General features: G+C 62.6%; 11 protein-coding genes. All 11 read right to left on the bottom strand.

Features of this window, described 5'->3' with window-relative positions:
- Positions 1-186: 186 nt before the first annotated feature.
- Positions 187-1,284: a type VI secretion system protein TssA gene (gene tssA, locus BR71_RS19340; RefSeq protein WP_043641374.1), complete on the bottom strand. Its 1,098-nt coding sequence runs from the start codon at positions 1,282-1,284 to the stop codon at positions 187-189.
- Positions 1,285-1,466: 182 nt separating this feature from the next.
- Positions 1,467-1,730 (bottom strand): PAAR domain-containing protein, encoded by a 264-nt coding sequence (locus tag BR71_RS19345; protein ID WP_043641377.1) that lies wholly within the window; start codon positions 1,728-1,730, stop codon positions 1,467-1,469.
- Positions 1,727-3,169, bottom strand: coding sequence for a hypothetical protein (locus BR71_RS19350; RefSeq protein ID WP_043641379.1), 1,443 nt, complete (start codon positions 3,167-3,169; stop codon positions 1,727-1,729). The genes BR71_RS19345 and BR71_RS19350 overlap by 4 nt, the downstream gene beginning before the upstream one ends.
- A gap of 12 nt (positions 3,170-3,181) precedes the next feature.
- On the bottom strand, positions 3,182-5,815 hold the full coding sequence (gene tssH, locus BR71_RS19355) for a type VI secretion system ATPase TssH (protein WP_043641383.1): 2,634 nt from the start codon (positions 5,813-5,815) through the stop codon (positions 3,182-3,184).
- Positions 5,816-5,862: 47 nt separating this feature from the next.
- Positions 5,863-6,909 carry a type VI secretion system baseplate subunit TssG gene (gene tssG, locus BR71_RS19360; protein WP_244269666.1) on the bottom strand — a complete coding sequence of 349 codons (1,047 nt, stop codon included), beginning with the start codon at positions 6,907-6,909 and terminating at the stop codon, positions 5,863-5,865.
- A complete protein-coding gene (locus BR71_RS19365; protein WP_043641385.1) occupies positions 6,896-7,201 on the bottom strand; it encodes a hypothetical protein in 306 nt (101 codons plus the stop codon). The genes tssG and BR71_RS19365 overlap by 14 nt, the downstream gene beginning before the upstream one ends.
- Before the next feature lie 7 nt (positions 7,202-7,208).
- Positions 7,209-9,068 (bottom strand): type VI secretion system baseplate subunit TssF, encoded by a 1,860-nt coding sequence (tssF, locus tag BR71_RS19370; protein WP_043641388.1) that lies wholly within the window; start codon positions 9,066-9,068, stop codon positions 7,209-7,211.
- 86 nt (positions 9,069-9,154) lie between these two features.
- Positions 9,155-10,315 carry a DUF6708 domain-containing protein gene (locus tag BR71_RS23850; RefSeq protein ID WP_081862749.1) on the bottom strand — a complete coding sequence of 387 codons (1,161 nt, stop codon included), beginning with the start codon at positions 10,313-10,315 and terminating at the stop codon, positions 9,155-9,157.
- 1 nt (position 10,316) lies between these two features.
- Positions 10,317-12,896, bottom strand: coding sequence for a T6SS effector BTH_I2691 family protein (locus BR71_RS19380; RefSeq protein WP_043641390.1), 2,580 nt, complete (start codon positions 12,894-12,896; stop codon positions 10,317-10,319).
- A gap of 79 nt (positions 12,897-12,975) precedes the next feature.
- Positions 12,976-13,890 (bottom strand): DUF4123 domain-containing protein, encoded by a 915-nt coding sequence (locus tag BR71_RS19385; RefSeq protein ID WP_043641392.1) that lies wholly within the window; start codon positions 13,888-13,890, stop codon positions 12,976-12,978.
- 30 nt (positions 13,891-13,920) lie between these two features.
- The coding region (locus tag BR71_RS19390; protein ID WP_043641397.1) for a DUF2345 domain-containing protein at positions 13,921-14,528 on the bottom strand (608 nt) is incomplete at its 5' end.

Raw genomic sequence — 14,528 nt, forward strand, 5'->3', positions numbered from 1 at the left:
CCCTAAACCCGTCAACACCTTTTGCGACAAAAACCTCAACAACAACGGGCCATGCCGGGCAAACCCTTGATGCGGCAACGAATATCCATAAAGGGTATTTGCCAACCCCCGCCCCATGACCCGACTATCCATGAAAAACGGGCCGGCGAAACGCCGGCCCGTACCGTTTCAGAGGCCTGAAACCGCTTATTCCTTCCTCACATCCAGCAGTTCTTGCAGCTGATTCAGCGTGGAATCGTCCTTGACCACGTGCTGCAGCCACTCTTCCAGGCTCATCTCGGCCCAGCGTGCCGCGCGTTCGGCCAATAAGGCCACCGGGCTATGCGGTTCGTTGCTGCGGAAGTAACGGGCGACCTCGCTCAACATCTGCACCGCTTCCTGGCGGCTGCGGATCTGGCCGTTAAAGACGACGGGCGCCGTCGAAGCAGTGGCGGAGGGGGTGGGCGCGCTATAGCTTTGGGTCACGGCTTTTCTCTCCACGACAGGTTCAACGGGAGCCGGCGTAACGCCGGCTGGCGCGGTTTGTTGACGGTAACGCAACACTAGGTCCTGGCAGGCGTAAATGCCGTTGCGGATCTCCGCCAGGCTGGGCGCTTCACCGCCGAAGCGCAGGTCCACTTGCTCGTCCAATGCTTCGTAGCGGCCCAATGCCTGCACCAAGGCTTCCGCTTGGCTCTGGAACCAGGCATGACCGGACAGGGTGGCGCTCTTTTCGAACTCGTCCCCGGAGAGCTTGCCCTCGGCGATGGCGGCGGCCTTGGCCTCTGCGTCTTTCAAGCCAAGGTTTTCCACGTCGCGCGATTGCTGCCAATCGTTCCAGCCGTAAGCGCCGAACTCCGGCTTCAGCAGCGGCACGCTGCGGATGGCCAGCCCCAGTTGCTGATTCAACCATTCCAGCTTGCCGACGCGTTCGTCCAGGTCGTGCGGGTCCAGCTCCGGATAGCCGCTCTCCCAGTATTGGCGCAGCCAGCCATCCAGCGCGGCCAGGCCCAGAGCCAAACCAGGGATTCCGTTGGCCTGGACTTGGGCTTCCGCGTACCAGACCAGCAATTGCAGGTCTTTGCTGTTTTGGCTCAGCGCATCTTCACACAGACGGATGACTTTGGGCCACTCCGCCGTTTTGAGGGTTTGTTCCCAGTCCCCTTGTGACAGACCTGGGTCGTCGCTGCGGCGAGCCTCGCGAATCTGGTCGAATAGAGTGGAGTAGGCCAGATCCTCGCCCGCCGGCGATGAACCGGGTATGGGAGCCAGGAGTTGCTCCACGGTTTGTTCGATGTTTTCCATGCTTGTATGGCTTCTATATATTAAGAACCTGTTTACGATCCGCTGCGCGTCGTGAGACGCCGCACGGTGAGTACACCTTAGAAATGCTCATGTACCACGAGTGCATCCCGCTTTCTCAGCCGTTTTCGCCTTGTCTCGCCTTAGCTCGCGAGATCGTAAACAGGCTCTAAGAGGTATTGCGATCAGCCCTTGCCGACTTCCGGCATGGTGGAGATCAGCGAGGCGCCGCAACTGACTTTATGTCCCTCCAACGCCACCGGCTTGCCGCCGACTACCCAACTGGGGTCGCCTTCCACGATGGTGCAGTTGACGTGCCCTTGCTGCGGGCAAGTGACCGCGTCGCCCAGGCAGGCGACCTGCTTGCCGAACAAGGTGGTGCTGGATGCAGCGCTGACGACTTTGCCGCCATGATCGGTGGGGTCGCCCAATCGGATCACGCGTTTCATGCTGTGGCCTCCTCGCGTGGCGGTCTGGCCATGGCCAGCGCCACATGATCGTTGCTGAATTGAGTAATGAGGGCCGGCGCGGCAAGACGCGCGCTGTGGCTGACTGCGCTGGCGGCCAACATGGCGTCGGCGGCGAGGCCAACGTCGCCCCACTCCCGCGCCAGATTGCTGGCTTCATCGATGGGATGCAGTTCCACCGCGTGGCGGTTCAAGGCGCTGGCGATGGCTGCCAGACGCACGCCGCCAGCGTCGACATCGCCGCTGTTGTGCACTAGCCAGCCCAGGCTGGCCGCCTTATCGTTTTCCGGCTTGGCGTCTTCCGGGCTGAACGGGTAATCCAGCAGTGCGGCGTTGACCAAGGCGTTGTCCAGCACCGGTTGGAGCTGCCTCGCCAGTTGCAATGCGCGCTCCTGCGGCGCCGCGGACGCGCTGGATTGGCCCAATTGGGCCAGGACCGGCATCTGGGCCAGGCCGGCTTGATGGCGAGCAGGCACCATGCCCCAGCTGCCCCCGGCACGGCTGAAGTCTTTTTCCCAGTAAGGCTGGTAAGGGTCCGCGCCCTCGGCCACGGCGACGGGACCTAATTCCGGCTCCGGCAACTGTTCGCGCAGGAACAGCAGGACGGCGACGGCCAGGCCCGGCTTGCCCAGCCAGCGCTGGCGTTCCGCCGCAGCGGGATCGCTCTCGTCCCACTGCTCCCCGCCCAACGTCAGCAAAGGCGCGTCGGCCCCCAACATGATCACGCCCGGCAGCTCCGGCTGCTGTTGCAGCAACTGCCGTGCGCGGTCCGCCACCGTGCCGGTGCCGGCGCCCGCCAGGAAGCGAGCTTCCGGTGCCGGCCACTCGCCGTCGTCCAGCGTTTCAGCCATCGCTTCCGTCTGCCATTCCTTCACCGCGGCGATTTGTTCGATGCCGGACAGGCTGGGCACCACTTCCATCACCAGCGGCAGCCATGCCGCGCCAGGCGCGACGGCGTAAAGCTCCCGCAGCGCCTCGGTCACATGAGGACGCAAGGCTTGCAGCGCTTCGTCGGCGTCGACGTCCGCCGCGTCCAGGCATGACCATAGACAGCCGTCCGGCGCTTCGGCCAGCCAGCCAGGCTCGCCATTGGCCGGAACGGCGCGCGCCCATAGCCAGCGGCAGTCCACCACCGCCTGGCGTTCGCGCAATTCGGCCCGATGCCGTTCACGCGCGGCGTCGCGCGCGGACTGGCGCTCGGCCTCCGCCGCGGCCTCCTGCACCGCCTCCTCCTGCTTGGCGCGCTTTTCCTTCAGATAAGCCCACAACTTGACGCCTGCGCTGAGCAGCATAGGCGGCCCCAGGTGCAGCAGCAGGATGGCCGATGGGCTGATGCGCTGCCAGCTCTGCGGCAACACCAGCCATAGCAGCCCCCACCAGGCGACGGTGCTGACCCCGAACAGGCCCAACATTTTCCACATGGACGCGTTTCCTCAGCTCAGCCGCACTTTGACCTGCTCGCCCTTGAGCGAGACGGCGATCTTCTTCACCGGCTTGCCGCTGGCCATGCGCGCCAACAAGTCGCTGGAGATCTGCGCCAACAGGGTGCGAGTCAGGATGGCGTCGGCGTTGCGCGCGCCGCTGTCCACGTCCAGGCAGCGCGCCGCCATCTGTTCCGCCAGTTCCTCCGGGAACTCCACTTGCGCGCCGTGGTTGTCGGCGATGCGCTGGCGGATCTTGTTCAGCTTGAGGCCGACGATGGCGCGCAGCACTTCGTCGCTGATCGGCAGATAGGGCACGATGGTCAGACGGCCAAGGAAGGCCGGCTTGAATACGCTTTGCAAGGTGGGCCGCAAAATCTCCACCAAGTCTTCCGGCGTCGGGTCGCGGGTTTCGCCTTCAACGGTGACGCCGTGCTCGCAGGCGCGCATCACTAGATCGGAGCCGGCGTTGGAGGTCAGCAGGATGATGGTGTTCTTGAAATCGACTTCGCGGCCTTCGCTGTCTTCCAGCAGGCCTTTGTCGAAGACCTGGAAGAACAGCTCCATCACGTCCGGATGGGCTTTCTCCACCTCGTCCAGCAGCAGTACCGAATAGGGCTTGCGACGCACCGCCTCGGTCAACACCCCGCCCTCGCCGTAGCCGACATAGCCCGGCGGCGAGCCCTTGAGGCCGGAAACGCTGTGGGCTTCCTGGTATTCCGACATATTGATGGTGATCAGATTGCGCTCGCCGCCGTACAAGGCCTCGGCCAGCGCCAGCGCGGTTTCGGTCTTGCCCACGCCGGACGGTCCCACCAGCAGGAACACGCCTTTGGGCTTGCCCGGGTCTTCCAGGTTGGCCTTGGCGATCTGCACCCGCTCGGCGATCTGCTCCAAGGCGTGATCCTGGCCGATGACGCGCGCGCCCAGCAGCGAGGCCAGCTTCTGCACCTGTTCCAGCTCATTGCTGACCATGCGGCCCAACGGGATGCCGGTCCAGCCGGAAATCACGTCGGCGATCACGCTCTCGTCCACGCACTCGAAGGCCAATGGCTGATGCTTCTGCAATTCGCGCAGCGCCTTGCGCTTGGTCTGCAGCGGGCTGAGCTTCTTGCCCTTGGCCGGCTTGGCCTCGGCCCGCTGCTGTTTGAGTTCGTCGATTTCCGCCACCAGCTTTTGCTGTTCGTCCCAGGCGGCGTGCAGTTTCTCCAGGTCCGCTTGTAGTTCGGCGCGCTGAGCTTCCAGCTCCGCGATGCGCTCGGCGTGGCCTTCTTCGCGCTGCAGCGCGGCCACTTCGCGGTCGATATTGTCTATCAGCACCGACACGTCCTCGATCGGCCCAGGCTTGCCGGCGCGCGACAGCGCCACGCGGGCGCAGGCGGTATCGAGCACGCTGATGGCCTTGTCCGGCAGCTGGCGGCCGGCAATGTAGCGGCTGGACAGATGCACGGCGGCGGCCACCGCCTCGTTGAGGATTTCCACCTTGTGGTGTTGGGCCATCGCCGGGGTCAGGCCCCGCACCATTTGCACGGCGATTTCCGGCGCCGGCTCTTCCACTTTCACGACTTGGAAGCGGCGCGCCAGCGCGGCGTCTTTTTCAAAGTACTTCTTGTACTCGGCCCAAGTGGTGGCCGCGATGGTGCGCAGTTCGCCGCGCGCCAGCGCTGGTTTCAGCAGGTTGGCCGCGTCGTTCTGGCCGGCCGCGCCGCCGGCTCCGATCAGGGTGTGAGCCTCATCGATGAACAGAATGATGGGCACCGGGCTGGCCTTGACCTCGTCGATCACCTGGCGCAGGCGGTTCTCGAACTCGCCCTTTACGCTGGCACCGGCCTGCAACAGGCCCAGGTCCAAAGTGCGCAGGGTGACGCCAGCCAGCACCGGCGGCACTTCGCCGTGCACGATCTTGCGCGCCAGGCCTTCCACCACCGCGGTCTTGCCCACACCCGGCTCGCCGGTAAGGATGGGGTTGTTCTGCCGGCGGCGCATCAGGATGTCTATCATCTGACGGATTTCGACATCGCGGCCCAGGATGGGATCGATCTTGCCGGCCTTGGCCTGAGCAGTCAGGTCTATCGTGTATTTGTCCAACGCCGGGCTGCCGCGCTTGCCGGCCACGAGCGGGGCCATTGTCGGTTCCACGCCGGCTTCGGCGGCCGGCGCGTTGGCCGATGCCTCGCCGCCGTGCTGGCGCAGCGCGGCGTAAGCGCCTTGCAGGCGGCCGGCATCCTGACGCGCCAGCGCGGCGGATCCGGATTGCAGCGCGCCGCGCAGCGCCTCGTCCTGCCACAGCGCCAGCAGCAGGTCCAAGGTGGACACATCGTCCTGCCCCTGTTCCGCGCTGGCCAACAGCCAGGCTTTTTCCAACCACTTGGGCAGCCAGGCGGACAGCACCGGGTTGCGGGTATTGCCGCTGCGGAAGGCGTCCAGCGCCGCTTCCAGTTCACGCTCGATGCGCGGCAGGTCCGCGCCCAGCGCGTGCAGCGCCGCGAGCGCGGCGTTGTTGTCCTGATCGAACATCGCCAACAGCGCGTGTTCGATCTCGATTTCGAAATGCGTGCGCGCCAAGGCGCGGCTGGCCGCCTGCTCAATCGCCTGGCGGGCGGTGGGGGTCAGTCTGTCGATCAGGGCTTTCAGGGATACGGACATATCGTTCCAATACACTCAAAATGAAAAGTCGATTTCGCTCGCGCCGCTCAATGCAGCAGCGCGTAGCGCATGTCTTCAGGATCTTGCTTTTGCGGGCCTAGCCAGCAATTGCCGCCCAGGCGCAAGTCCGCCGGGCCGCCCAGCTGCGCCGCCGGCACGTCGCGCTTATCCAGCACCAGGCTGACGTCGGCCGCCAGATTATGGCCGACGGCGAAGTGCAGCAGCGCCTGCAAGGCCTGCGCGCCGGGGCCGCCGGGCAGCAGGGCTTCGAACTGGGCGCGGCGCATGCTGCCCAGCCGCAGTTGCAGCTTGGTCTGACGGTCCCAGACCCGGGCGCCGGCGAACAAGGACACGCCCAGCTCGCTCTCACGGTCGCCCAGCCGGCTTTGCTCCGTCGCCGGCACCTGCATCCATTGGCCGACGAACTGCCGCAGCTCGGCGTCCACGCCGAAAAAGCCCTGGATCAGGGTCTCCAGCGCCTGCGCCGACAAGGGCTTCTGGCTGAGCAAACCCGCGTAATAGATGAACAGGTTTTCGTCCAGGCTCGCGTCCGGCCCCATCTGCTTACGTAGCTGGGACAGGCCCAGGCCGCCCAGGTCCAGCAGATTGCGGGTGAAGCCGTCGCGCTCGCCGGCTTCCACTTCCAGCCAATAGCGGTATTTGCGCCAGGCGCCGAAAAACAAGGCGGTGGCGCGGTGGCTGAAAATGTCCAGGAAGGCGTGCAGCGATCCGTCCTTGTACTGCTGGCGACGTTCCAGCAGCAGCTCGGTATAGCTGGTGGGCAAGGCGCCGCTGGGCCCGGTCAGCCCGATGAAGCTGACCGTCATCTCGTCGGTGGCGTCCAGTTGTTCCGGCTCCTTGGCCGGCTGATAACGACACAGCTCGCTGGGCGGGAAAGACAACGAGGCCAACGAACGGAAACGCAGGCTGGCCGGCAGCCGGCCGCGGCGCTCGCCGCGCTTGCGAGCGGACAAGCCCAGGATGCGTACCGCCTGGAAAAACCCGAACTGGCTGGCGTCACGCGCCAGCTCCAGCTTCAGATCACGCGGCTTGCGTTGGGCCGCGGCCCGCAGAGCCCTGTCATTGGCGCTCATGATCCACCCCCAACCGGCTGCGGCGACGCATCACCCACAGGCCAAACACCAGCCCGGTGATCAAACCCAACACGCCGCCCGGTGCAAACAGCAGGATGCCATAGCCCGCCATCGGTCCCGAGCCGTTCACCAGTTCCAAACCGCCCATGATCACCATCGCCAGCGGCAACATGAGACACATCACCCAATCTATCGCCGGGCCGCGCAGCCGCAAGCCCTCCTCAGAGGACAGCGAGTAGTACAGCAATTGGCAAAAGCTGGGCGCCAGCAGCGAAGCGATCAATATTTCCATGGCATCCTCAAATCACCAAGGCCTCGCCGGCTCGGGCTGGCCATGAGGCTACCTCCTCGTCTTGTTGAACCGCATGTACCCGCAGGCGGGTGAAGCTATTGGGCGCGCAATACAGCGCGAAGAAACGCTCCAGCACCGCGGCGAACAGATAGACGCTGCCGCCGACGTAGTAATCCGGGTCCAGCGTCAGGCGGATTTCGCTGCCGCGCACAAAGCCGCTGAAATCGCGGCCGGACACGCGGGCCACCGCCGGCTGGCTCTCAATTCCCACCACGCCCTGGATCTGGCGCACGTTCACCGGGGAATCGGTCAGGTTGTACAGGGCCAGCATTTCCTGCAAGGCGGCGCAACCGGAATCCACGATGGACATGTAGTTAAGCGATAAATGCGATACCAGCCGCCACTGCACCGCGCGCCCCAGCGGGCAGCGCTGGCTGGCGCTGGGCTTGCGCAACAGGCGCACGCGCTTGACCACGGAATGGCCGGGGAGCGAGAAATCCGTCCGCTGGGTGGACTGGCTGCCGCCAAACGGAATCTGCTCCGGCAGATCACGGTTACTGCACAACAGCTCCAGGCTCAGCACCTCGGTGGCCGGCCGCACCGCGTTGAACTCCAGGTCCGCCAGGTGCAGCTCCAGATCCGTGCCCTTGTCGCTCTGGCGCGGCGAAGGCTCCCGGCTGGCGTGCCAGTAGAAGCGCGGCGCTTTCTTCTCGCTGCCGTGGCGTATCGCATAGAAGGACGGCACCTCCTCGCTGCTTTCGCCGTCGCCGGATTTCTCCACCCTCACCACACGCTTGATCTGGATCGCCTCGTAAGCCTGCTGCTTGCGCGCGTCCACCAGCACCGGGTAACTGGCCTTCTGGTGGGTCACGCGGATGGGCTCGCCCGGCTGGGTGAACAGGTTGACGATGGGCGTGCAGCCCAGCTTCATATGCTGGGCCTGTAACTGAGTCTGCAGACGATTGTGGCGCTCGCTGTCCGGGTATTCGTCCAGCAGCAGACGCAGCACCAGCTTCTCGCCGTCCAGCCGCGCCGTCGCCTTGTCCAGCTGCAGCAGATCGACGAAAAGGAATTTGTCCGGATAGCAGAAGTACTCGGTCAGCAGCCGGTAGCCCATGAAGGAGCGCTCGTCGTAGTCCAACAAGCCCTCCTCGCGGCCGAAACCCACCGCCCGCAGGCTGTCCGCCGGCAGCTTGCGCGTGCGCGCCGGGTCTTCGCTGCCGTCGCCCACGCTGACGCTCAGGACATTGGACAACAGCATCTCGTACAGCAGATGCATCAGCGCCGGCTCGCCGTCCAGAAAGAAGCGCAGCGATTGCAGGCCGATGGCGTTGACCGCCAGGCCGCCGTGGGTATGAAACTCCAGCGTCAGCACCGCTGCCGCGTCCGGCGCCAACTGGCGCAGATAGGGCGAGCCGCTGGTCAGCTCCAGCTTGGCCTCGGTCAGCGACAGCGGATACAGGTCCACCGGATAGGCGCTGCGGAATTTGCACACCACGCCCTGCATCGCCGGCGCGTGCACCGGCTGGCCGCGCTCCACTCGGTAACGCTTGGCGATTTCCGGCCGTTGCGGGTCGCACTCGAACTGCACGATGGTGGCCGAGGGAATCGGCTGCAGATAATGCGGATAAAGCACGTTGAGGAAGCTGGTGGCCACCTCCGGATATTCGTCGTCCAGCTTCTTGTGGATGCGCGCGGCCAGGAAAGCGAAGGATTCGATCAGCCGCTCGGTGTGCGGGTCTTCGCACTGGTCGCCTTCCATTTGCAGACGGCCGGCGATCTTGGGATAGCGGCGCGCGAACTCGCCGGACAGCTGGCGCAGGTGTCCGAGTTCGCGTTCATAATACGGCAATAAGGATTCAAGCATTAAGGCTCACGCGCAATTCATAAAGTATTCGTTTTACCAGGCGAGCAGCGCCCGCCCTGTTTTAGTCTTTGTGTCCGGCCAAGTCTTCAGCCGCCCCAATACCGCAGCGGCAAACGCCAATCCAGACCATGCCGCCACGCGTAGTACAACCACAGGCCCGCAGCGGTATACAGCAGCGGCAGCAAGTTGTAAGCCAGCAGTTCCAGCCAGGAGCGCAGTTCCGATTCCCCGCTCGCTTGCCGAATCGCCTTGGGGAAGCGGCCCTCGTAACTCAACAGCAGCGAGGCGTAATGGCCCATCCCCCAGATCACGAACACCGGCGTCAGCGCCAGGCGAAGCCACAAGAAGCTGCGTCCCAGGTCGAAACCACCCGGCAGGCTCAGCCGCGACACCGTCCACATGCTGCTCAAGGGGTTGGGCCACTTGCTGCGCAGCCGTTTCGGCGCCGGCACCGCGTCCGCGCCGTCTTCCATGAAGCGGCGGATATATTCCCAGAACGACAGCAAATGCTGGTAATCCCGGCTCGGCAAACCAATAAAAGCGCCATCCACGCCCAGCGGGCTGTACGGGTTGTCGGTAGACTCCGCCCGCGCCGCCAACACCAACATGCCGCCTATGCCCTGATAATTCGGCATATCCTTGGGCAGGCCAACATCGATCATGTCCCAGTCATAGGCTTTGACGCCGCCTAAAAAACCAGGCCGCAGTAAATAGACTTTGCGCGTTTGACGATTGAAACGCACCACCAGCCGGCGCATAGTGAAGGCCTCTAAGTGCCATATACCAACAAGATAACGAAAGAAAATATATGTAACTGGCAACAAAATCCCTATACTAACTAGCAACAGGAAAATATACCCTGCATCGAGAGCATCTCCGTTTATAGCCACTCCCTTATCAATAATTGACCACCATTGATTAACATCTCCACTCCACCATGGAATCAAACCATACATCAACACCAAGAAAACAAAAGTCAACAATCCTCGCTTATCATCATTATATGTACAAACATCCAAATACTTATCTGTTTTACGATAAATAGATCCATTATCATCTAAACACCCTGACCGACTTTCTTTTATATCAATTTCACGAAAATCCGGATCATACCGAATGCCACGCATCAGCATTTTTTTTGCATCTTTTTTATTGTCTTCAACAATATCTTTTTGAATCTCGTCAAACCAGGACCCTGGCTTATGCTTACGCCGCCCCATGGCTAGCGACCATTCCAGAAAATACATTTCAGCTTACCTCCAAGACCGCGGCATCCAATGCAGCACTCTCTTCCGCCACGCTGCCGAAGCCACCTGCTTTTCGGTCCTTGCGTAAGCAGGATTTGTCACACCAACTCTCCAACGCATTATCGCTAAATATCCAGATCGCCACGGTTAAGCCTATGCCCACCACGGAGAATAAACGCGCACCGCGCAATAATAACAAGGCCATGCGCTCCGCTGCCAACCTGGCGCTGGCTCTCAATGCCAATTTCAAAGCTTCCTTGTATAGAGGACCATTCGCTCTCTGCAACATCCACTCCAAAAAGGGTCCCGAAGCTCCCAATGCGATACCGGCCCCGACTAAAGCACCAGAAATAGAAACGATACCTCTCAATTGATAGACGACTGATAAATTCGTAATTTTCCCACCCGCTTTTTTTTTCTCATCTGCAGCACTATCAAAGTCCACAAATGCACCAATCCCGCCTGCGATCGTACCCAAACTTCCAGAGGCCAGCTTCAAAGCCCCAACCCCCACCTTGCTACCGCTGATCAGCGCCGGGTTGCGGCTCTCGCCTATCTTCTCGCAGACGCTGCCGGTCAGCTCCAGCATCACCGCGCCCAGGCCCAAGCTAGCCGCGAGCAATTCCCAGGCCTCGCGCTGCGCCGGCTTTTCCCCTAGCTTGCCGGCCTTCATCATCACATTCATCATTTCCAGCATCGCCACCACCGAGCCGAAACGCAGGCCGTTCATGCTGTTGGATTTGCTGGCCGCGGTCAGCGCCTGATTGATCTGATTGCGCTGAGCCTTGGCCGCCGCCACGCTCTTGGCGTCGAAGGCGGCGGGATTAGGGTAGGCCGCCGCCAGATCCTTGCTTATGATCTTGCCCAGCGACAGCGACAGTAGCCGATGAACCACGCTGGCGCGCAGCACCTGCTTGTCCAGCAGCTTGCCGCCCGGCATCCGGGCCAGCCCGGCGTGGCCCAACTGCAGCAGCAGCAGGTTGACACCGCCCAAGTGGGCGGTGCTGACGCCGCTGACATGGGCGACGGTTTCCAGCTTCTCGGCCAGGTCCTTGATCTTGGACCACATATCGCTGATGCCCTTGCCGGCTTCCTGTATTTTTTCATACGGGGACAGCGCGTCGCTGAGCCCGCCTTTCGCCACATAGGCCTTGGCCGCGGCTTGATAGTTCAGCATGCCCGCGTTAAACATCAAGGTGCTGGGCTTCAGGTCTTTTTGCTCGACCTGCTTGATCAACCAATCCTGGCCGATGCTGCAGCTATTGAGGCCGTGCACGCAAAAGCCCATCTGGCCGGCGTAAGCCACGCCACTCTCAAAATGCTGGTCATCGTAAAACGCCAGGGTGTCGTGCAATAGCGGCGCATTCAGCCACGGCATCAAGTCCTGCGCCCGCTCCTCGTTCTTCTGGTCGCAAACGTCGCCCAGCGCCTCGAAGCTCTTGAGCACCGCGTTGTAGGACGATTTGGGCCACAAGCGCTTGCCGTATTTCTTCCAGGCATCATCCCCTATCTCCTGAGCGTACTTGCGCCGCCATTCCTGCTTTTTGCTTTCGTATTCTTCCCGATTCTTGTAGATGCTGTCATACGGAATGCCTCGCAAATCCGGAGCCCGGAACTTCGGATTCGTTTTCGCCTCCTTGGCCAAGTCATCCAGAGCCACCCCTAGTTTTGGTTCGCGCCGGCTGATAGCTCCATTGCGAATCTGTTCCTCCGCGGCGTTGACCGTGCGGATGATGGACATCAGTTGCTCGTTCGTATACCTAGCGAACACCGTGCTCTCCGCCGTCATCACAGTATGAAGCCGGCCGATGGACAGATTGCGCCAGGTGTTCAGTTCCTGAGCCAGGCCCAACGGGTCATGCAAGACGATGGCCATGCCTTTTTTATTGAGCAGCTCCACGCTCAGGTTTTTCAGCCGCCCGGTGTAGGGATAAGGCTCATTCTTGACCAGCTTGGCTTCCGCGCCGAAGAAGGGGTACATATGATCGTTGAAACGCGGAGCCAGTTTGCGCTCGCCGCCCTCGATGGAGCGGAACTCCACCACCTTGGAGCGCAAATCGCCCGGCTGCAGCGCATGCGGCTGGACCACGGCCTTGGCCTGGAACTTTTGCAGCTTGTTATACAGCTTGCTGTCGGATTCGATCTTGCTCAGCGCGGCCTTGGACAGCGGGTCCGGCATGAACAACACGCGGAATTCGCTGACATCCTGCGCTTTCTCGATGGAAATCATCGAGGCGTTGATGTCGTCGCCCTTGGTGGTGCAGGTGAACTCCGGGGGCTGCACCGCGTCGCCCAGGGCGATTCTGGAGATGTAGCCCTGATGGTTGACCGCCCAGGCGCTCTCCCACTTGAGCTTGCCCGAGCGTTTAGTCATTACGTACAGAAAACCTTGGCGCATCATGCGGACGGTGTAGGCGGCGGTGCGCAGCTTCTTATCCGTCACGCCCTGACCCAGCGTGCCGCTGAGCTCCGGAAACTCGGCGTGCCCTTCCTCGCTCGCCGCCACCGCATAGCGCAGCGGCAGCAACATCAGTCCGGTCTTGCCGCAAAATTTGTTACCGCAGGGGGTTTTAGTGCTCACTTGATCGCTTCCAGGTTTTCTGACACGGCCTTGCGTCGACATGCCTCAGGCGTTGAACCGAAAATATTGGCCACTGTCATCACACAAACGGCGGCTGCCTTGGTTTGTTCCAAAATTCCGCGCCGGCGAACAGCAGCCACTCCGTCAAGGTCGGGGCCCTGTCCTGCCGGTACTGCTCCAACTCCACCGCCACGTCCGGGTAGCGCTCTTCGCAATCCCGCCCCAGCAGCCACCACAGTGCAACACAGCCCGCGGCCTCATCCTCGGTGCCCACCCAGGGCAAGGCCGCAGCTTCGCGCAGCCACTGCCGCGCGAGCGGAAAGTCCGGCCACTGCGCCGCCACCGTGTCGGGATGGAGTTCGCTCAAGCCCGCCACCGTGCGCAGCAGCTTGTGGTAATGAGCGGCCCAGTCCAGCTGCTCCCAATGCTCGGCGCGCAGAGACACCGCGCTGGCGCGGCCCTTGGCCTCGTCTATCGCCATATGCCGATACCCGGTCGGATGGGCCGGATAGCACCAGTGGTCGATAGGCCCCAGCAACTGGTTCTTGTCCTCGCCGCTCAGGCTCTGGTCCAGCAAACGTGTAATCCTGGGATCGTAGTAGCGCAGATGATGCTGCCGTCCATCGGGGTGCGGCTGGACGAACAGACGTTTCAAATGCCGGGCCACCTGTTCCACCGGCTGCGCGGACCGCAGCCAGGCGCTGACCATGACAGCGCCGCCCTTGCGCAGCGAGTCCTCAATGTCGTCCGTCCCCCGCTTCAACCAGGTCCGGCGTTCCTCCGGCCCAAAGTCCACGGTTTCCGCCAAGTTGACCAGCAGCGGCGCTTGCTCCGGCGCATGGGCAAAAAAAGCGTCGTTCAACACCGTGACCGCGGGCTCCGGGAAACAGGCCGCCAACGATTCCGATGCCAGCGGGTCACCCTGGGTCCGGTCCAACAGCAGATACCAGCCCTCCGGCGCCTCTGCCTGCAAAATTTCATGCAATGCCTGCATATTTCTAATCTCTCATCCTGGCCGCGATGCTCAGTCCGGATAGGGCGCGCTCGCCGCGCCAGCGTGGGCGGCGTCCGCGGCCTGATAGTTGCAGGGTTGCGGCGGCTTGAACGAAGGCGTGGGCAGGCTGGTGCTGGCCGGCCCGCTCCAATCGTGGCTTCCGCCCTTGAAGCTGACCGTGCCCGGCGCGTGCAACTCGATCTTGCCGTCCTTGATCCGCACATAAGCGCCGCCGCTGGTCAGCAGAATCTCCTTCTTGCCGTTCCACAGCTGCTGGCCCTTGATGGCGGTGATCTTGACGTCCTGGTCGCCGGTCACCTCGACGCTGTCGCTCTGTGCTTGTACCTGCACCTTGCCCTTGGCGGCAATCAGCTTCAGCGCCACCTTGTCCTTCACCCCGGCCACGAACAGGCTGATGTGCTGGCCCACATTGTGGAGCCAGCGCCGGCCGCTGGTCTGGTTGGTGTCGCGCTGCGCTACCAAGTCGAGATTGGTCCCCGCCGCCACGGTCTGGCTTTGCTGGCTCAGGCTGGCGATGCCGGCGGGGGCGGAGAGCACGATCAGCGGTTGTTGGCCGGCTTGGTCTTTTGCGGTTTTGCCGTCTTTGTCGGTGTTGGAGCCGGCTTCCCAGGCTTTCA

The sequence above is a fragment of the Chromobacterium haemolyticum DSM 19808 genome, from assembly GCF_000711885.1.
Lineage (GTDB): Bacteria > Pseudomonadota > Gammaproteobacteria > Burkholderiales > Chromobacteriaceae > Chromobacterium > Chromobacterium haemolyticum.

What these genes read in the sequence shown, in the direction of transcription:
- BR71_RS23850 (WP_081862749.1), bottom strand. Translation starts at nt 10,315, where the DNA reads ATGTATTTTCTGGAATGGTCGCTAGCCATGGGGCGGCGTAAGCATAAG.
- BR71_RS19345 (WP_043641377.1), bottom strand. Translation starts at nt 1,730, where the DNA reads ATGAAACGCGTGATCCGATTGGGCGACCCCACCGATCATGGCGGCAAA.
- BR71_RS19365 (WP_043641385.1), bottom strand. Translation starts at nt 7,201, where the DNA reads ATGGAAATATTGATCGCTTCGCTGCTGGCGCCCAGCTTTTGCCAATTG.
- tssH (WP_043641383.1), bottom strand. Translation starts at nt 5,815, where the DNA reads ATGTCCGTATCCCTGAAAGCCCTGATCGACAGACTGACCCCCACCGCC.
- tssF (WP_043641388.1), bottom strand. Translation starts at nt 9,068, where the DNA reads ATGCTTGAATCCTTATTGCCGTATTATGAACGCGAACTCGGACACCTG.
- tssG (WP_244269666.1), bottom strand. Translation starts at nt 6,909, where the DNA reads ATGAGCGCCAATGACAGGGCTCTGCGGGCCGCGGCCCAACGCAAGCCG.
- tssA (WP_043641374.1), bottom strand. Translation starts at nt 1,284, where the DNA reads ATGGAAAACATCGAACAAACCGTGGAGCAACTCCTGGCTCCCATACCC.
- BR71_RS19385 (WP_043641392.1), bottom strand. Translation starts at nt 13,890, where the DNA reads ATGCAGGCATTGCATGAAATTTTGCAGGCAGAGGCGCCGGAGGGCTGG.
- BR71_RS19350 (WP_043641379.1), bottom strand. Translation starts at nt 3,169, where the DNA reads ATGTGGAAAATGTTGGGCCTGTTCGGGGTCAGCACCGTCGCCTGGTGG.